The following is an 18,741-nucleotide window of genomic DNA, read 5'->3' as shown; positions in this document are numbered from 1 at the left end:
ATAACTACGTCCAAATATGTTCTTATCTTTTTATTCGAGATGATCATGGCTGCTCGTCTGCGATAGTTTGGTTTTATTATCTATGCCCGCTGGCTAAGTCTTTAATATAGATATGCTAATAGCCTATTTTTGATAACCATCATTTGTATGGTTAGATATCTTCTAATATTGCCAAAATAGATTAAATTGCAAAAACCCAGCCAAACGATATAACTCCTTCGAATATTTCTAATCTTATCTAGCCTTCAAACGCTATACCCAAGTCATCACGTATAACCTTTTAAATTTAAATCATAGACAGATTGTTAAATAATTAGAACTGACGCTGTTTTCTTTTGCGTAGCGATAAATTTTATCTACCCACAAACAGCCATCCTCTGTTTATTGTTATCAAGCCATTTTTAAGATGAATGAGCTATCTATTGATATTTTTTAATATATTCAGCCTTTCGTTATATATTTTCTATAAACCCTTCAAAATTGGTGCATTCTAAATTTGCACAGAACAGTACTATGACCCTGATTTTTATATTCTGTGCGAGTACAGGAGCATGTGTTTTATAGAGAATATGCTCAACTCCTTGCCGAATCAATCATGGATACCATAATCGCATTTAACTATGTACCGAAATAACTGGTAGAAATGCCGTGTAACCCTCTCAGCGTATGGCCCACTCAATATTTGGCCACTATGCTATAATTATCCCCAAGGTTCACTTGGGGATAATTACGTCTTAAAAACTATTATCTAAAAGGCTTTACTAACAACACTAACGAATACCAGTGTCCATGATAGTGTCCAATACTTCTATATTTTTCTACAGAAGAGACTTTTTATAAGTCATCAATCATAAACCTATCATCAACCTTAATTATCATATGACGGATATACATTATGGCTATCGACACAGCAAACGATATCAACAAGCTCGAATGCCGAGACAAAGATTATTCTGTCAGTGTCTCAGGTGTAGCTGGCTTAAGTCTTCGTATTTATCCAAATGGCAAAAAGGAATACTACTTACGTTACTCCCATCCGCATATCGAGGGCAAACGCCCTAGGATGATGTTAGGTAAGATTGAGGATGTCAGTCTCCATGAGGTTAAGTATAAAGCAGACACCATTCTTGATATGGTCGCAAAAGGCTCTGACCCTAAAGCTATCCAGCAAAAAGAACAAACCAATAAATATACTCACCTAAAAAACGCACCATTTTCTGACATTGCTCAAGCATGGCGAGAACACAAAACAGCAGGTCGCAATCAAAGTAAATCTAAAAAACCGTCATACAGTGAGTCAACCCTCAAGTTTTGGGATTTATGTTTAGGATATATGTGCCAAGAAATTGGTGATTTAAGAATGGACGATATCACCAGTGAGATGATACTGAGTGTGTGTGAGTCTATCCAAAACAATGAAAATCAAGCAACTTTCGTTGGTGCAAGCACTCGTCTGTATACTGAAAAAGTGTTTTCATTCGCTGTTGCTCGAGGGTTGTGCGATAGAAATGTGGCAATTGATACCCGTGGTGAGCTTGCACCTGCTAATTCAGGCAATCACTTGCCAGCCATCACCAAACCAGATCAGTTTGCGACGCTTCTAAAAGATATGTCTGATTTTAGAGGTGCAAGTAAGATCACATTAGAGGCGATGAACTTATTGCCTTATGTATTTGTGCGTAGTATCGATCTGCGCTCGATGCGTTGGGATGACATCGATTGGGACAATAATACATGGGCATTCTCCCCGACCAAAGGCGAAGGTCGTGATGATATGGTCTCGCACTTAGTTGTTCCCTTGGCCACGCAAGTGATTTCTCGATTACGAAATATTCAGTCAATTACTGGGCATAAGGAATATGTATTTGCGTCGATGCGAGGTTCAAGCAATGCCTATATCAGTAAAGCGACGTTGGTACAGATATTCCATCGGCTTGGATACAAAGATGTGCAGTGTGCGCATGGATTTCGAGCATCCGCTAAAACTTTGCTCATGGAACAGCCTGAGCTACGCTATTCTGACATCGTCACAGAATTACAACTAGGTCACAGGATAAAAGACACACATGGCGGGGCTTACAACAGACTTGACGAAATCGATACTAGGGTACAGATGATGCAAGATTGGGCAGATTATATAGATGAGCTTCGGAGTCGTTAGAGAGTTATTTTCAAATCAAAAACCATATTTTTTGCTTTTATTTATGGCTCTTTGAAATGTATTTTACGAAAGTTCACAGGAGACATGCCAGTAAACTGCTTAAACTGTCGACTAAAGGCGCTATGATCACCGTATCCACAGTTTAAGGAGACTTGAGTTACTGTTAGCTTATGATTCGCTAATAGTCGAATGGCATGCTCTAAGCGCATTTTTTGTACAAACTGAATGGGTGACATATTGAGCACTGCTTTGAAGGTACGCTCCAATTGCGATTGACTAAGATTTGCCAATTTCGCCAATTGGCCAATATTAATTTTTTGATCAAGATTGTCTCGTACGTATTGATCTACGCTTGCCAACCGAGCGTGCTTACGTAATATCCGCTCGTTATATTCATCAATATCTACTGATATACCTACCATCGCTACAATATGATTTTCTACATCATAGACGGGGGTTTTTTGCGTGATACACCATCCTAGCTGTCCTGATGCATAACTATGTAGTTCTAACTTATCAATAATCTCCCTGCCTTCCCTTAACACTCTAAGATCCTGATTGAGATAATCCTTGCCCTGAGACTCCAAAAATACTTGCTCTGTAGTCAGTCCTATTAGTGCTTTTTTGTTTTTAAGCCCGCTGCGTCTAATGAGCGTTTTACTGACTAATCGATAGCATGCTTGGTCATCTTTAACAAAGAACACCACATTTTTCATAGTGTCAAACAGAGGCATCAATAACGATATATTGCCAACAAACTCATCAAAATTGGCTGGTTGATAAGTCTGTAGGTGTTTTGACAGTTGTTCTGTAGGTGTTTCTAATACTAACGGCCGCATCGGTATATTCCCATATAGCATCTCAAGCTTGTCGTTGAGCTTTTCAGGTATTTTAGGGTGCTACACCATATTTATACTCCTAAATATCCTTATAACCTGTGCAGAAATGCGCATTTATTCATATAAAAACATCAAGACTGCTTTTCTGAAAAACGTCATTCTATATTTACGCCTTGTTCATTTATGAATAACGCTATTAACTCACGGATGAATCAGGTAGGCAATCATGTTTGATACGCTTTTCACTCTTAAGATTATTGATTCCCATACTGGCGGTGAACCTACTCGTATGGTGTATGAAGGATTTCCTGAGCTTAGTGGACTAACGATTCAAGAAAAACTTCAAGACTTTAAACAGAATTTCGATCATTTACGTCAAAGTATTATCCTAGAACCCCGTGGTAATGACGTGCTTGTCGGAGCGCTTTTGTGCCCGCCTTCCGATCCTCGTGCCACGGCTGGCGTGATCTTCTTTAATAATCATGGCTATTTAGGTATGTGTGGCCATGGCACTATCGGCGTTATTGCATCTCTAGCTTATCAACAAAAAATAACCGCTGGTGATCACTATCTAGAAACAAGCGTAGGCCTAGTTAAAGCAACCTTGCATGATGATGGTAGTTGTAGCGTCCAGAATGTACCCTCTTACCGCTACCAAAAACAAGTAGAAGTTCAAGTACCCAATATCGGTCCTGTCTATGGAGATATCGCTTGGGGTGGTAATTGGTTTTTCTTAGTCAACGATCATAAGCAAGCTATTGAAGCCAATAATGTTGAGGCGCTTACTCAATTTAGCATACAGATTAAAAAAGCACTTCATAAGTCTGGAATCACGGGTGCTGACAATGGCGAAATTGATCATATAGAACTGTTTGGCAAGAGCGATCTCGCCGGCACTAACAGCAAAAACTTCGTATTATGCCCTGGATCTGCCTACGATCGCTCTCCTTGTGGTACTGAAACCAGTGCCAAATTGGCTTGCTTAGCCGCAGACAATGTACTTGCACCTGGTGAGACTTGGTATCAGCAAAGCATCATTGGCAGTGTCTTTAGTGCCAGCTATCAGTCTATTGATGTACTTAGTCATCATAGCCCTCTTCATAACCACTCTATCAATACTATTATCCCCACGATCCGAGGGTACGCCTACGTATGTGCAGAGACCTCTCTCATCGTTCAAGATAGCGATCCGTTCAAATGGGGTATTTCTTTATAGATACCAGTTTGTATGGCTTCTAGAACGCAACCAATCACTGCTCAGTAAGGTCAGAAAAGCGAGACTCTCATGGACACACAAGTGTTTGATATACATATCATCGGTGGTGGCATTATCGGGCTATGTGCTGCGGTTACTCTACAGTCTCGTGGGGTAAAAGTTGCGATTTTGGAAGCGGATAAAATCGGTCGCGGTGCAACTTATGGCAACGCAGGTCACATTGCCACTGAACAGGTTTTCCCTATCGCTGATGCCAGTATCTTACGACATGTTCCTGCCATGCTACTCAACCCTGAAGGACCTCTGCGTATAGATTGGCGCTACCTTCCACGCTTAGCACCATGGGCCTTCAAGTTATTACTTAATATGCGTACCGAACCATTTGCACGCAGTCACCAAGCGCTTTTGGCATTAAATGCACAGAGCCTTCAAGCTTGGCAAGATTTCACCAAAGAGTGGCAGTTACATTCTTGGGTACAAATACAAGGATCTGTATTAACCGCAGAGACGCCCAACAGTCTAAAAGTGCTGACTGAACATGGTCAACGCTTAAATAGTTTAGGTGTCTCTAATAGACTACTCTCACAATCAGCACTGACAGATCTTGAGCCTGCGTTAAAAGACAATCAATTGGGTGCTTTGTTTTTTCCAGAGACAGGTCATATCACCAATATAGAAGCCATTACCCATAAATTAAGTACTATTTTTAGATCGCTTGGTGGTCAGATTTATGAAAATTGCCGTGTTCTGAGCGCGGAAGTAATAACTGATGGTATTCGTTTGACGACGACACAAAAGCAGCTTCATGCCAGCAAAATTATGCTCGCCGCAGGGGCGCATTCTAAAGCCTTAGCCAAACAGCTAACAGGCGTCTCAGTACCAATGGATACAGAGCGAGGCTATCACCTGATGCTTCCTAACGAAAGTCAGCGTCTTACCATCCCTATTTCTAGCATGGATCGCCGCTTTATTATGACACCAATGGAAAAAGGGCTGCGCTTGGCTGGCACTGTTGAGTATGCAGGACTTGAGGCGCCAGCAAACATGAACCGTGCGAATATGCTGTTGAAACAAGCTCAAGCAATGCTAAAGATCCCACTAGATAGTGACAGCAATACGCAATGGATGGGGTTTAGACCTTCTACAGCAGACTCACTACCTGTCATAGATAGACGTAATTCAGTCTTTTTAAACTTTGGTCATCAGCATCTAGGTCTGACCCAAGCTGTCATAAGCGCACAGATGATCGCGGCTTTGTATTTTGGCGATACTGCCATGGTAGATCCTACTGCCTATCGTCTAAACCGCTTCAAACTTAAATCTTTTAAATAATAATCGAACATCTTATCTCTATGACAACTCATAGAACCAACAACGTCGCTAACAGCTCATGGCTGACTAACGGCTTTTACTTCCAAATAAGGATATTTATATGAACATTCATGGCGTTTTAGTCCCTATCGTTACTCCTTTCGATGTTAATGGAGATATCGATACTCAAAAGTTAACCGAACTGGTCAATGTATTCATAGAAAAAGGCGTTACCGGAATCGTAGCTTGCGGTACAACGGGTGAATACTACACGTTCTCGCCTGCAGAGCGCGAACTGGTTTTGACCACTATCGCTGATGCTGCCAAAGGCAAAGTCACTCTGATTGCAGGTATCAACAGTTTATCGACCAATCATTCTATCGAACTTGCTCATCAAGCCAAAAATTTGGGCTACGACGGTTTAATGTTATCAGCCAATCCGTATAGCCTACCAGACCAAGACGGTATTATTGCGCACTTTGAAACCGTCGCTGATGCCACTGACCTGCCTATCATTATGTACAATTTTCCAGCACGCGTCGGTGTGAGCATTGAATTTGAAACCGTCGCGCATTTATCCAAACATCCTCATATTGTAGGCGTCAAGGAGAGCAGTGGCGATTTTAGCCATGCATTACGTATGCTACAGGCTGATTTTGAAAACTTTGAAGTGGTCTGTGGTTGTGACGATCAACCAGTAGATTTCTTCTTTTGGGGTGCTAAGAGCTGGATCGCTGGTGCGGCTAACGTATTTCCAGCAGAACAAGTCGCATTGTTTGAAGCCACACAAAAAGGCGATTGGAACCATGCTAAGGAGCTGATGACAGCCATGTATCCTGCTATCCACTCTACGGGAGCATCAATATTGGGTCAGTACGACTACCTTTGACTGATATGTCAAAAGAAGAGACTCAGTCATTTTTAGCACTTCTGTCTTGATACATCGCACCATTCTTATCATTCCTACCATTGTATAGAAAAGGACAATCTAATGAGTATGACCACAGCGCAAGTCTTCGAACTCGCCAGCAACCAACAGCTTTGGGCAGGCCATTTAATAGATACCACAGCACCAGTATCCGAGACAACACTCCCTAACTACAGCCCTATTGATAATACCTGTATAGGTAGCATTGCTAATGGAAGTCGGTAGTGGCTGGTATATCGAGCCTACCATCTTTGATAATGTCAGCCCGGATATGACGCTGTTTAAAGAAGAAGTTTTTGGTCCACTTTTAGCTGTCACAAGTTTTGAAACCGAAGAAGAAGCTATTCAGCTCGCCAATCAGAGTAATTATGGGCTTGCCGCTTCCTTTTATACACAAAATATCCATCGCGCATTCCGCGTGGCATCCGCTATTAAAACTGGTACCGTCTCGATTAATGGTTTTTCTGAGGGCGATATTACGACACCTTTTGGTGGTTATAAACAATCTGGCTTCGGCGGTCGTGACAATGGCTTAGAGGCGTTGTCCCAGTATACCCAAACCAAAACTATCTGGTTGGTGAACTAAAAACTGACATTGTCCGCTATCCACGCCCAAGTCAGCATAACCAAAAACATTACAAGGAAGTAAAGTTATGGAAAATATCATCAATACTATCGTCGGGTATATTTGGAGTGACGCCCTGGTCTATCTTGCGTTAGGCGTCGGCATATATTTTACGATTATGACTCGCGCCGTACAAATCCGTTATTTCAAAGAAATGATTAGTCTGTTGTTCGACAAACAAAGCTCATCAGCAGGGATTAGTTCCTTCCAAGCTTTCTGTATGGCGCTATCAGGACGTATTGGTGTGGGTAATATCGCTGGGGTGGCAACAGCCATCGCAGCAGGTGGCCCTGGGGCGGTATTTTGGATGATTTTCATGGGTGTGTTAGGTGGTGCTAGCGCTTTTATTGAGTCTACCTTAGCGCAGGTATACAAACATAAGGTCGGTGATCAATATCGTGGCGGCTCCCCGTTCTATATTGAAAGAGGATTGAAGCTAAAACCTTTTGCTATCATCGTCGCTATCGTGACCTGTCTATCTTACGGCGTGTTAGTGCCTGGTGTTCAGGCCAATACCATTGCGGACTCTTTTAATACAGCATTTAATATTCCGCCTGTTGTAACAGGGATTATCCTAGTCGTACTCTTAGGTATCATTATATTTGGCGGTGTAAAGCGTATTGCTAATTTTGCAGGAAAAGTCGTACCTGTCATGGCAATCGGTTATATCCTTATGATGGTGATTGTATTGGCATTTAACGCTCAAAATATTCCTGCAATGTTTGCACTTATCTTTAAGAGCGCTTTTGGCATGGATGCAGTGTTTGGTGGTATGGTTGGGACCGCAATCTCTTGGGGCGTACGCCGTGCTGTTTTCTCAAACGTTGCGGGTGCTGGCGAGGCGACCTTTAGCTCAGCGGCAGCCGAAGTATCACATCCTGCTAAACAAGGCTTAGTGCAAAGCTTCTCTATCTACATCGATACGGTGCTTGTCTGTACTGCAACAGCGCTAATGATCCTATCAACTGGCATGTATAACGTGGTGACCCCTGAAGGTGTAACCCTAGTTGATAATATGCCTGGTGTTGAAGCTGGTACGGCATTTACCCAAGCGGCTGTCTCTACTGTCTTTAACCAGTATGGAAGTGGCTTTGTTGCGATTGCTATCTTTTTATTCGCCTTCACCTGCTTGGTTGCTTATTACTATATTGCCGAAACTACGTTGGTCTATTTGGACAATAAACTGCGCTACCCCATTCTCAAGCATGTACTCAAACTGGTCTTTTTAATCGTTTGTTTCACTGGTAGTGTCCAGTCAATCGGTATGATGTGGGCGTTAGGTGATATAGGGTTTGGTAGTATGTGCTACTTAAATTTCATTGCCATTTTACTTCTAAGTAAAGTTGCTCTAAAAGTTCTAAAAGACTACGACGAGCAGATGAAATTAGGTATAAACCCTGTCTTTGACCCTAGAAAGGCTGGAGTGGATAATGCGGACTTTTGGATAGAATATAGCAATGAGCATGGTCATAAAAAATCGCTTTAATAATAGTGCATTAGAGGTCTGCTAATATCTACTAGTAAAAAAGTTGCTATCAACATCAAGCAGGCCTCACCTATTTATGTTAAATTGCAAAAAACCATAAGGATATTACGTATAAGATAACCATAGTATTGTATCCACTCATTTGATAGGAAGGTTGAAGATGACACTAGATAACAACGTACTACGTAAACGCACCAGCTTGTTGGGTTCATTATTAGGTGATGCTATTTCTCGCCAATCTGGTGAGCAGACGCTAGATACGATTGAGACGCTGCGTAAAGGCTTTATTCAACAGCGCCGTGAGCCGAATGAGGCACATAAACAGCAGCTTATCGATTTTATTGCTTCTTTGGACAATCAAACCTTAAAAAACGTCATACGCGGCTTTTCTATCTATTTTTTCCTAGCCAATCTAAGCGAAGAGAATTACTTGCGTGAGCAGCGTCATGCGCAGCGTATGCAGTCCGAGCAAAGCTGGGAAGGATCATTTCGTCGTACCTTACTTGAGTGTCGTGAGCGCAATATTGAGCCTGCTCAAATGCAAGAGCTGATTGATCAGCTGAAGTTTACACCTGTATTTACGGCGCATCCTACCGAAGCGCGTCGCCGTACTACGATGAATATCTTACAAAGTCTATTCACGCATAGCGACGCTTTAAATAACGTGTCTGAAAACAGCTTCGCCTACGAGCAAGCTAAAGAACAAACTGCGCAAACGATTGATCTATTATGGTCTTCTGATGAAGTGCGCACCCGTAAGCCGTTGGTATATGATGAGATTAACAATGGCTTGCATTACTTTAATGCCAGTTTGTTCAATGCCATTCCTAAAGTGTATCGTAATATCAAAAAAGCCATTGTCGATATCTATCCGGAGCTTACAGACTATCCCTTGCCTGCCTTTATGAGCTTTGGTTCTTGGATCGGTGGCGATAGAGATGGCAATCCTTTTGTGACTTTTGAAACCACAGAGCGTGCCGTGTTGATGCATGCTGATACCGTGCTGCGTCACTACCAAGTATTGATCAAAAAACTGCGCCGACAGCTTATTCATAGCGACACTATCGTGACGGTATCTTCTGACGTATATAACAAAATAAAAAGCTACGATGAGCTCGATCAGCGGGTATTTGACTACAATCTCGATGATTACAGTAATGAGCCTTATCGTCGACTGCTCTCTATCATTCTGACTAAAGTCAAAGCCACCAATCGCCGCATTCAAAGCAAAGGCACGGATATCGAGGCCGAAAAAGATGCGTATACCAACCCAGAAGAATTACTAGAAGACCTACGCATTATCCGTCATAGCGTGAATACTCATGACACAGCACATGCAGATGGGTTATTACTCGATGTGATTCGTCTGGTCAAAACCTGTGGTTTCCATCTAGCTGCGCTCGATATCCGTCAGGAATCGTCTTATCATGGCGAAGTCATTGCTGATATTTTTGCTAGTGCCTCCAACCTGCCTGATTATCAGACGTTAAGCGAAACCGAACGTCAAGAATGGTTGACGCGCTTGCTAGAAAAACCAGGCACGCCGCTTATCTATACTGACAACCTAATAGACAAAACGCGTGAGCAATTGTCACTGATGAATTCGGTCGCTACTCTACGCAAACTGGTGGGACAAGCTACTTTTGGTAGCTATGTGATCTCGATGACCAATAACGCTAGCCAGCTACTAGAAGTATTGCTGCTCATGCGTTTTGCAGGCTTATGCAGAATTGATGACGAAGGTCAATTGTCTGCTGATTTGCCAGTTGCGCCGTTGTTCGAAACCATCGAAGATCTTAAAAATATCGATAAAATCTTGCCTGCCGTATTAGATAATCCACTGTATCGTGGACTACTACAGAACACGGATAACACGCAAGAGATTATGCTGGGTTATTCAGACTCATCAAAAGACGGCGGTATTATCACTTCAGCATGGCAGCTTTATAGTGCCCAGCAAACCATTAATAACATTGCTGAACAATATGGTATAAAAACACGCTTGTTCCATGGTCGTGGCGGTTCTGTGAGCCGTGGTGGTGGATCAACGCACAAAGCCATTGCGGCACAGCCAGCAGGCACGCTGCATGGGCAGATTAAGGTAACTGAGCAAGGCGAAGTGCTCTATGCCAAGTATGCCAATACAGACACCGCTGTGTTTGAGCTGACCATGGCTATTACAGGTACACTTAAAGCCTGCTCGACAAGGTTTGTGGTACAACCGACTGAGTTGCCAGAGTATGAAGCGCTGTTTGCACGCTTAGCAGATGCAGGTGAACAACGCTATCGCGAGCTGACCGATCATACCGAAGGGTTTTATAAATTCTACTCCGAGGTGACCCCAGTACAAGAAATCTCGTTATTAAACATTGGCTCACGTCCTGCCCATCGCAAAAAAGGCCTACCAAGTAAAACCACCTTGCGAGCGATTCCTTGGGTGTTTGGCTGGTCATTGGCACGCTTTACCCTACCTGCTTGGTATGGCGTAGGCAGTGCGCTAGATAGCGTCAAAAAAGACGAAGCATTGATGAAAGAGATGAATCAGCATTGGCCTTTCTTTAGCGTGTTTATCAGTAATATCGAGATGGCCTTTACCAAAGCCAATATGAATATCGCTGAGGCTTATAGCCAACTGTGTGATGATAAGCCGTTACGCGAAAAAATCATGACAGCGGTCACCGATGAATACACGCTGACCAATTCAGGATTAAACTCTCTGCTTGAGCAAGACTCTTTATTGTCCAATCAGCAAAACCTTGCCTCATCCCTGCAATGGCGAGACGCTTATCTAGATCCTATTAACTATATCCAGATTGAGCTGTTAAAGCGTGCCAGACAACAGGACACCCCAAACGATTCGGCACATGGCGACCTTAATGTAGAAGATCCATTAATCCGTAGTATCAATGCGCTAGCTGCAGGGTTACGAAATACTGGTTAAGGTAGCTTTTCGATAATTAGCTTTCGGATAAATAAAAAGCTTATACCAATTGTCGCAAATATTAAGGCTTCGTTCGCGAAGCCTTAATATTATTCAAAACCCTTCAAAAAATATCTCGCCAGATATCAATCGCAGTTTAGTACTGCGTTGATTGATATTGCCTATTAAGTGATTCGTAATTCATTGTTTGAATAACCGATCCGAACAAGATACCGTAAAATATATTTTTACTTCATGTATATATAGGGTCTGCTCCAATGGAAACGCCTCAATCAACACCATCTCTAGACATCGCCGTAGCAACTGACTATCAAATAGAATCCGTTGCGCTCATTGACCGCGCTATTAAAATACGCTGGAATGATGGTATTGACAGCACCTACCACTATATCTGGCTGCGTGATAACTGCCCATCGGCTTTTCATCCGCACACTGGCGAGCGTAGCTTTGATTTGCTGAGTATCTCAAAAGATATCCATCCACTCTCTGTCTCTTTTTATGATACAACGCTGACGATTGAATGGTCAGAACAAGCACATATCAGCCACTTTGAACAAAGCTGGTTACGTGAGTTTGGGTATTCTAGTGCATTGGCCAAGGATCATAGCAGTCCTTATGAAAGCTGGAATGGCACGTTTATTGACCACATTCCGATGTATGACCAACACAGCATCATGACCAGTGACAGCGCTTTATATGAGTGGATGAGTGCGCTAGATAAATATGGGCTTACTATTATTGATAATATGCCAGATGACTCTGATGCTGGCGTACAGACCGCCATGCGAGTTGATTACCTGCGGCAGACTAATTTTGGCATGACCTTTGATGTGATATCAGAGAAGTCGCCGATCAATTTAGCTTATACCTCGCTCTCATTACCTTTGCATACCGACTTGCCAAATCAGGAGTTACCTCCAGGCTATCAATTTTTGCATTTTTTGAGTAATGAAAGCATAGGCGGCGAATCTACTTTCGTAGACGGATTAAAGGTGTTAGAAGGGTTACGAGAAGAACAGCCTGAGTATTTTCGCTTGCTGGCCGAATATGCCATCCCCTTTCGTTTTCATGACAGCGCCCATGATATCCGTGAGCACCACCCCGTCATCAATCTAGACAACTTTGGCAATATTGTCGAAATCAAATACAACGCCCATCTTGCAGATGTTTTTGATTTGCCAAGCGACGTTATGTACGACTACTACCTTGCTTATCGAGAGCTGATGGCTCGATTAAAAGACAGTCGCTATAAGATTGAGTTAAAACTAGCGGCTGGTCAAATGGTGGTTTTTGATAACCGCCGAGTCCTGCATGGGCGTAACGCATTTGATGAAAACGTCGGTGAGCGTCGTCTCAAAGGCTGTTATGTTGACCGCTCAGAATTTAAAAGCCGTTTACGAACGCTTAAAAAGCAACTGGCTTAACACGACCTGCAAGCTAGCTAAAGCATGGAGCATTAAGCCCACAAAAAAAGCCTCATTACTCTTCTCTAAACATGAGAGAAGAGTAATGAGGCTTAATGTTAGTCACTTACTGATTTATAGCTGTTAATATAATTTTATAGCGCTAATAGCAGCTCTAATAACTGGATTCACGATATAAGGTTTTATGTGCTTCTATCTTAAAATCTGCAGCGCTGACAGCAGGCGTAAGACCATGTGTACTGTACTTAGCTTGTATGATCTTTTCTTCCTCACGAAACAGCACATTTTGCGCTTCTTGCTTGAAGTCATGATAGCTAATGGCGGTGTCATCTTCATGACCGTCAATAACTATAGGTCTGCTAGGTTGATTTTGGCTATTCGAATGCTGTTGTACAGTCTGATTAGCATTAACTTCTTTAGTAATATTGCTGACTGTTAAACCGTTATTAGTCGTCGACGCTTGAGATAGCGTGGAAGAGATACGGTTAGACATATAGAAGGCAGATATTAGAACAATACAGATGACACTGATAATAGCAAGAACAAGACTACGGGGTCTGATGCTTTTTGGCTCGATATCATTATTCACGTTTTCTGAGTCGTTCATAGTTATGTACCATATAATTCATATCATCAATGGCACAGAACCATGCCTTTTACATAATGATACGAATTTTATATTGTATTGCAAAGATTTCTAGTACGAACGTCTCGAATAAATTGATAGACGGTTATCTAACTGTTAAAAATGGTATAAAACGTAAATCCTTTAATCATTGGTTTCGCGGTATAAGGTGGTCTGTGACTCTTGTCTAAAATCTTCATAAGTTATAGCAGCTTCTTCAGTAGCCATAACAGTGGCATCATCTTCTGGTGTAGGATCTTTAGAAGTTGACTCTAATTCATTAGCAGCTGGCAGGTCCTGACTATTGTTGCCCAAAGTATCTTGCTGATTAGTGGCTGGTTTACTGTCTCTCTCTACGTTGCCATCAGTGCTGTTGTCTATACTATCAACCGCAGAAGTAGATAAGACTCCTGAAAATATAAGCATTAATCCAATAGCAACCAATACGACTAAACCAATCGCCATAGCCATAATAAGAGGTTTCTTGCTTTGGATTACTTTGTTGTCTATGACTGGCTCTTCGATAACTGATTCAGACACATTCTCTATGTTTAAAGAAATGTTTAAAGAATCATCATCCGATATCTCAGTTATGTTAGATTCACTATGGTCAACCGTAGAGGGCGACTCTGTTTGATTGCTACTATCTATATTGTTGCGATCTATATATTCTGGGGCCTCTGTATCTGAACTGACATCATTGACATCAATACTAATACTGTCGCTATCATTAGCGATATTCAGCACATGATTTTCAGATACATTTTCAAATAATGTGCTTGTAGAGGCTTTAGAGGTGGTGTTTTCTGCTGTAGCATCTTCTGTTTCTAGTAATAATTCTTGTTCACTGCTTTGATCTTCAAACAGCTGCAACTCTTCTGTGCTCAAGGGTTCGAAAGCGGCAAGGTTCTTTGCACTTTCTAGTGTTTCAAACGCAGCCTGATCGTTCTCTTCAGAACCATGAACTCGATTAATAAAGCGTTCATAGATATCATTGTTATTACGCTTACGCGACTTTTGGTCAATAATTCTAGCCAATTTTCCTTCAAAATCGGTGCCAGCGTCTTCTTTTTCGTCGCTCATAGAATAATACCAAACCAGTTTTTTTACTGGTCTTAAATGATTGCTAGAATGAATTTTCTTACTATAGTGTAACAGTGTTATTAGCCAACAATATAGTTGCTCGACCTATTATCTTCAAGCACAATTTATGGGATAGCGCTAATATTGATAAGAACTATTCTAAATAATATGATAAACCAATCTTAAGAACTGTTCTATGTAGAGATAGCATAGACTATGACAGGCTCAATAGTATGGATTTAAAACAGCTCAATGCATTTATCGCGGTTGCAGATTTGCGCAGCTTTAGCGCGGCCGCCACCAAGACAGGACTGTCTCAGCCGAGCCTGAGTCGGTTGCTAAAACAGTTAGAGACTGACATGGGCGTGGTGCTTATTGATCGCTACCACAGACCACTACATCTGACTGAAGCGGGCAGTTTTTTCTACGATAAAATAAGCACCATACTGACCGAGATTGACACTGTGACCAGTATGACTCAGCGTCTATCAGCACCCAGCAGCGTTTTAAATATAGGTTTTGTGCCCTCAGTGCTATACGGCCTGCTGCCTGAAATCATTGCCACGCTTAAACAGTTCAGCCCTGATATCGACGTTAATTTAAAAGACATTAGCTCATATCAACAAATGGATGCCCTCAAGTCTGGTGAGATTGATATTGGCTTTGGCCGATTTGCGCATCAAGATCCATGGATTCAGCAGATTCTGCTACGTCATGAACGCTATGTGGTGGCATTACCAAAATCACACCCGCTTGCCAATGTACGTAAGCAACGCTTGATAGACCTAGCGAACAATCGCTTAATTTTATATCATCAAACACATTTGCCAGTATCGTCCACGGTGACGACAGAGGCAGTGACCCAAGCGAACGATAAGCTGTCTACAAATAGAGTCAACCGTGCTGCTACTCATGAAGCAGCGTCTAGCGATCCTATTACTGAGCCTTTACTACATCTATTTGCCCAGTATGGCATCTCACCTTTCATGACCACGACAGTCAGCGATTTGCAGGTCGCATTGGGGCTGGTCGCGGCAGGCGAAGGCATTACATTGGTGCCTGCCAGCTTGCAAACCGTACGTACGGAACAGATCAGCTACCAACGTTTGGTTCATGAAAATGTCACCTCCCCTATTTATTTACACACCCTCAAAGACTTTGTACACCCAAAAATACCTGATTTGCTCACAGCCATTTATCACGTCTACGAACAGCGCGGCATTACTTATCGGCAGCAAAATTTTGTTTCACAGGCCTAAATGGGCAGATATCCGATGAATATTGTGTTATAAAGAACCGCCAAAAATAATTCATTTTAAATATTGATATTATTTTATAAGTATGCTAACTAACAAGAATAGCAATGCAAACAAATAGTAATAATAACTAGAATAATCATTCTCCTAGACAGTGTTGGTGTGATAAAGTCGATACGATGTAAATCGTTTTATATTTAGACGGTTTATAGGACGTTCTTTCATGATCATTGGCAAGCTGACACAGGTAAGTGATAATTTGCTGTTTTAACCATTTCGAGGTATTCATGTCCACACAACAACTCAACAACCCAAGTGCCCCTGACGATAGCGTTGCCTCGCAACAAGAGGGCTTTAGCTGGCGCATCTTTGGCCCAGGTATTTTGATGGCAACTGCTGCCATTGGTGGTTCGCATTTGATTTCATCAACACAGGCGGGTGCTATCTATGGTTGGCAATTGGCTATTATGATTGTATTGGCTAACGTGTTTAAGTATCCGTTTTTTCGCTTTGCAACTGACTACGTCTACGATACTGGCGAGAGTTTGATTGCAGGCTATGCCAAACGCTCAAAGGTATACCTCTGGATATATTTTATTCTTTCTATCTTGTCAGCGGTTATTAGTACGGGTGCGGTTTCACTTATTGCTGCCGTAATTTTGGGCTTTATGTTGCCAGCCTCACTTGGTCTGTCGACAATGGCGTTATCTCTCATTATCGTCGCAGTCTCTTGGTTCTTTTTGATTGCAGGGCATTATAAGTTGCTCGATGGTGTGACTAAGTGGATTATGATTGCGCTTACCACGGCTACCGTTGCTGCAGTTATCATTGCAGCTGGCAAGCCAACCGTTATGGCAGTAGATTTTGTGGCGGCTTCTCCTTGGAATTTAGCCACGTTGGGATTCATCGTAGCACTCATGGGCTGGATGCCAGCACCGCTTGAGTTTGCTGCAATTACCTCTATGTGGACCTCTGCCAAAGTCAAAGCGGATCACACCACGCATAGCCAAGGCTTGTTAGATTTTAATGTTGGCTATGCCGTCTCAGCGATATTGGCCTTGTTCTTCTTATCGTTAGGCGTGTTTGTCCAGTACGGATCAGGACAAGAGATTGAGTTGGTCGGCGGTGCTTATATCAACCAGTTAATCAATATGTATACCGCAACCATTGGTGAATGGTCGAGATTGCTGGTCGCTTTCGTCGCCTTTATGTGTATGTTCGGCACAACCATTACCTGTGCTGATGGCTATGGACGCGCTAATGCTGAATGCTGGCGCCTGCTAAAAGGTGAAAGCGAAATCAATAAAAAGCAGATCGCTTTTTGGACGACCTATGCTATCGGTGGTGGTCTAGTAATTATCACTTTCTTCACAGGACAACTAGGCGCTATGCTTAAATTTGCCATGATATCGGCGTTCGTCTCTGCGCCTATTTTTGGTTGGTTAAACTACTCATTGGTTAAAAAGCATAAGAAACTGTCAGCAGGTATGAATGCTCTGTCTATCGCAGGCTTGATATTCTTAGCAGGTTTCGCGTTATTGTTCTTGGCCAATATGTCAGGTCTATTTTCTTAAGCTTTTTGCTTAATTTAAAACTCATCGCTTAACAATTTTATTTAAGCGAAACATAAGCCCTAATAGCCTAGCTGTTGGGGCTTTTTAATGAGTGTAATTATACTAATAAGACAATACACTTTTAGTAATTGTAACTAAATGTAAAAAATAGAAGGTTCTAAAAGCTGTGATTTTAAGCAATATGAATACTTATCATAAGAAATTACCAATAAATGCATAATGCTATTTGAGTTATGAATACTATTAAAAATAATACATTCAATTATTATTTAAATTAAATACCAATCAAGAACCCAAACTTTTCAGGCATGAATAATTGAGTATAATCAGCTACAACAATTAGAATATTTTCCCTCCATGTAAGGACAATCAGATGACTTCATCTTCAGCAGGCGGACGCTTTCGCAGTGCTCTCACTCAAAAAAATGATAATAACCAGCCATTACAGATTGCAGGCGCTATCAATGCCTATACAGCGATGATGGCCACCCAAGTTGGTCATCAAGCGTTGTATCTCTCTGGTGCTGGCGTGGCCAATGCCTCGTTTGGTTTGCCTGATCTAGGTATGACCAGCCTTGATAACGTACTAGAAGATGCTCGCCGTATCACCGATGCCGTTGATACACCATTATTGGTTGATATCGATACTGGCTTTGGTGGCGCGTTCAACATCGCTCAAACCATCAGAAAAATGGAAAAAGCAGGCGTCGCGGCGGTACATATCGAAGACCAAGTGGCACAAAAACGTTGTGGCCATCGCCCTAACAAAGAAATCGTTAGTATCTCAGAGATGGTTGATCGCCTAAAAGCAGCACTAGATGCCAAGACTGATCCTGATTTTGTGGTGATGGCTCGTACAGATGCCCTATCAGTAGAAGGTTTGGACGCTGCTGTTGAACGTGCCGTCGCCTTTCAAGAAGCGGGCGCAGATATGATCTTTGCAGAAGCGCTGACCGATATCGAGATGTATCGTAAGTTCACTGATGTACTCGACATTCCAGTACTGGCAAACATGACAGAGTTTGGTCAGACAGATCTATATACCACTGACCAGTTGTATAGTGTGGGTGTCGAGATGGTGCTATATCCACTATCCGCTTTCCGCGCTATGAACAAAGCAGCATTGAACGTTTATCAGCATTTATTAGATGATGGCACGCAAGACAAAGTCGTCGATACTATGCAGACCCGTATGGAGCTCTATGATTTCTTGAACTATCATGAGTTTGAGCAGACACTAGACAAGCTATTTGCTGATAATAAGTAGTTAAC

At 42.1% G+C, this 18,741-nt stretch carries 15 protein-coding genes; 12 read left to right on the top strand and 3 right to left on the bottom strand.

Features of this window, described 5'->3' with window-relative positions; genetic code table 11:
- Positions 1–895: 895 nt before the first annotated feature.
- A complete protein-coding gene (locus I3249_RS05825; RefSeq protein WP_238069064.1) occupies positions 896–2,161 on the top strand; it encodes a site-specific integrase in 1,266 nt (421 codons plus the stop codon).
- A 41-nt stretch (positions 2,162–2,202) separates the two neighbouring features.
- Here the strand turns inward: I3249_RS05825 and I3249_RS05820 are convergent, their stop codons facing one another.
- Positions 2,203–3,000, bottom strand: coding sequence for a helix-turn-helix domain-containing protein (locus I3249_RS05820; RefSeq protein ID WP_238069062.1), 798 nt, complete (start codon positions 2,998–3,000; stop codon positions 2,203–2,205).
- 226 nt (positions 3,001–3,226) lie between these two features.
- Here I3249_RS05820 and I3249_RS05815 point away from each other — a divergent pair, with 226 nt between their 5' ends.
- The 8 genes from I3249_RS05815 (at position 3,227) to I3249_RS05780 (ending at position 12,931) form a co-directional block, all read left to right on the top strand.
- Positions 3,227–4,216 carry a proline racemase family protein gene (locus I3249_RS05815; protein WP_238069061.1) on the top strand — a complete coding sequence of 330 codons (990 nt, stop codon included), beginning with the start codon at positions 3,227–3,229 and terminating at the stop codon, positions 4,214–4,216.
- Between the two features lie 69 nt (positions 4,217–4,285).
- Positions 4,286–5,548, top strand: a complete 1,263-nt coding sequence (locus I3249_RS05810) for an FAD-dependent oxidoreductase (RefSeq protein WP_238069060.1) — start codon at positions 4,286–4,288, stop codon at positions 5,546–5,548.
- 100 nt (positions 5,549–5,648) lie between these two features.
- Positions 5,649–6,416 (top strand): 4-hydroxy-tetrahydrodipicolinate synthase, encoded by a 768-nt coding sequence (gene dapA / locus I3249_RS05805; RefSeq protein WP_238069059.1) that lies wholly within the window; start codon positions 5,649–5,651, stop codon positions 6,414–6,416.
- Between the two features lie 102 nt (positions 6,417–6,518).
- Positions 6,519–6,680 carry a hypothetical protein gene (locus tag I3249_RS05800; RefSeq protein WP_238069058.1) on the top strand — a complete coding sequence of 54 codons (162 nt, stop codon included), beginning with the start codon at positions 6,519–6,521 and terminating at the stop codon, positions 6,678–6,680.
- Positions 6,667–7,041 carry an aldehyde dehydrogenase family protein gene (locus tag I3249_RS05795; RefSeq protein WP_238069057.1) on the top strand — a complete coding sequence of 125 codons (375 nt, stop codon included), beginning with the start codon at positions 6,667–6,669 and terminating at the stop codon, positions 7,039–7,041. The genes I3249_RS05800 and I3249_RS05795 overlap by 14 nt, the downstream gene beginning before the upstream one ends.
- Positions 7,042–7,108: 67 nt before the next feature.
- On the top strand, positions 7,109–8,566 hold the full coding sequence (locus tag I3249_RS05790; protein WP_101205878.1) for an alanine/glycine:cation symporter family protein: 1,458 nt from the start codon (positions 7,109–7,111) through the stop codon (positions 8,564–8,566).
- 160 nt (positions 8,567–8,726) lie between these two features.
- Positions 8,727–11,507 (top strand): phosphoenolpyruvate carboxylase, encoded by a 2,781-nt coding sequence (gene ppc / locus I3249_RS05785; RefSeq protein WP_238069056.1) that lies wholly within the window; start codon positions 8,727–8,729, stop codon positions 11,505–11,507.
- A 257-nt stretch (positions 11,508–11,764) separates the two neighbouring features.
- Positions 11,765–12,931 carry a TauD/TfdA family dioxygenase gene (locus I3249_RS05780; protein WP_238069055.1) on the top strand — a complete coding sequence of 389 codons (1,167 nt, stop codon included), beginning with the start codon at positions 11,765–11,767 and terminating at the stop codon, positions 12,929–12,931.
- Positions 12,932–13,085: 154 nt separating this feature from the next.
- Here I3249_RS05780 and I3249_RS05775 read toward each other — a convergent pair whose 3' ends face one another.
- A complete protein-coding gene (locus I3249_RS05775; protein WP_238069053.1) occupies positions 13,086–13,538 on the bottom strand; it encodes a hypothetical protein in 453 nt (150 codons plus the stop codon).
- Positions 13,539–13,700: 162 nt separating this feature from the next.
- Positions 13,701–14,639 (bottom strand): hypothetical protein, encoded by a 939-nt coding sequence (locus tag I3249_RS05770; RefSeq protein WP_238069052.1) that lies wholly within the window; start codon positions 14,637–14,639, stop codon positions 13,701–13,703.
- Positions 14,640–14,872: 233 nt separating this feature from the next.
- On the opposite strand from I3249_RS05770, the gene I3249_RS05765 reads away from it, so the two are divergent.
- The 3 genes from I3249_RS05765 to prpB all read left to right on the top strand — a co-directional run bounded on the left by I3249_RS05765 (position 14,873) and on the right by prpB (position 18,736).
- Positions 14,873–15,898, top strand: coding sequence for a LysR family transcriptional regulator (locus I3249_RS05765; protein WP_238069050.1), 1,026 nt, complete (start codon positions 14,873–14,875; stop codon positions 15,896–15,898).
- Between the two features lie 383 nt (positions 15,899–16,281).
- Positions 16,282–17,469 carry a divalent metal cation transporter gene (locus I3249_RS05760; protein WP_238069109.1) on the top strand — a complete coding sequence of 396 codons (1,188 nt, stop codon included), beginning with the start codon at positions 16,282–16,284 and terminating at the stop codon, positions 17,467–17,469.
- Positions 17,470–17,842: 373 nt separating this feature from the next.
- A complete protein-coding gene (gene prpB, locus I3249_RS05755) occupies positions 17,843–18,736 on the top strand; it encodes a methylisocitrate lyase (RefSeq protein WP_238069048.1) in 894 nt (297 codons plus the stop codon).
- Positions 18,737–18,741 lie beyond the last annotated feature (5 nt).

It is taken from the genome of Psychrobacter sp. Ps1 (assembly GCF_022129425.1).
Classification (GTDB): domain Bacteria; phylum Pseudomonadota; class Gammaproteobacteria; order Pseudomonadales; family Moraxellaceae; genus Psychrobacter.
This window is presented reverse-complemented; position numbering and strand designations above follow the sequence as displayed.

What these genes read in the sequence shown, in the direction of transcription:
- I3249_RS05810 (WP_238069060.1), top strand. Translation starts at nt 4,286, where the DNA reads ATGGACACACAAGTGTTTGATATACATATCATCGGTGGTGGCATTATC.
- I3249_RS05825 (WP_238069064.1), top strand. Translation starts at nt 896, where the DNA reads ATGGCTATCGACACAGCAAACGATATCAACAAGCTCGAATGCCGAGAC.
- I3249_RS05770 (WP_238069052.1), bottom strand. Translation starts at nt 14,639, where the DNA reads ATGAGCGACGAAAAAGAAGACGCTGGCACCGATTTTGAAGGAAAATTG.
- I3249_RS05765 (WP_238069050.1), top strand. Translation starts at nt 14,873, where the DNA reads ATGGATTTAAAACAGCTCAATGCATTTATCGCGGTTGCAGATTTGCGC.
- dapA (WP_238069059.1), top strand. Translation starts at nt 5,649, where the DNA reads ATGAACATTCATGGCGTTTTAGTCCCTATCGTTACTCCTTTCGATGTT.
- I3249_RS05780 (WP_238069055.1), top strand. Translation starts at nt 11,765, where the DNA reads ATGGAAACGCCTCAATCAACACCATCTCTAGACATCGCCGTAGCAACT.
- I3249_RS05795 (WP_238069057.1), top strand. Translation starts at nt 6,667, where the DNA reads ATGGAAGTCGGTAGTGGCTGGTATATCGAGCCTACCATCTTTGATAAT.
- ppc (WP_238069056.1), top strand. Translation starts at nt 8,727, where the DNA reads ATGACACTAGATAACAACGTACTACGTAAACGCACCAGCTTGTTGGGT.
- I3249_RS05800 (WP_238069058.1), top strand. Translation starts at nt 6,519, where the DNA reads ATGAGTATGACCACAGCGCAAGTCTTCGAACTCGCCAGCAACCAACAG.
- I3249_RS05760 (WP_238069109.1), top strand. Translation starts at nt 16,282, where the DNA reads ATGGCAACTGCTGCCATTGGTGGTTCGCATTTGATTTCATCAACACAG.
- I3249_RS05815 (WP_238069061.1), top strand. Translation starts at nt 3,227, where the DNA reads ATGTTTGATACGCTTTTCACTCTTAAGATTATTGATTCCCATACTGGC.
- I3249_RS05775 (WP_238069053.1), bottom strand. Translation starts at nt 13,538, where the DNA reads ATGAACGACTCAGAAAACGTGAATAATGATATCGAGCCAAAAAGCATC.
- I3249_RS05790 (WP_101205878.1), top strand. Translation starts at nt 7,109, where the DNA reads ATGGAAAATATCATCAATACTATCGTCGGGTATATTTGGAGTGACGCC.
- I3249_RS05820 (WP_238069062.1), bottom strand. Translation starts at nt 3,000, where the DNA reads ATGCGGCCGTTAGTATTAGAAACACCTACAGAACAACTGTCAAAACAC.
- prpB (WP_238069048.1), top strand. Translation starts at nt 17,843, where the DNA reads ATGACTTCATCTTCAGCAGGCGGACGCTTTCGCAGTGCTCTCACTCAA.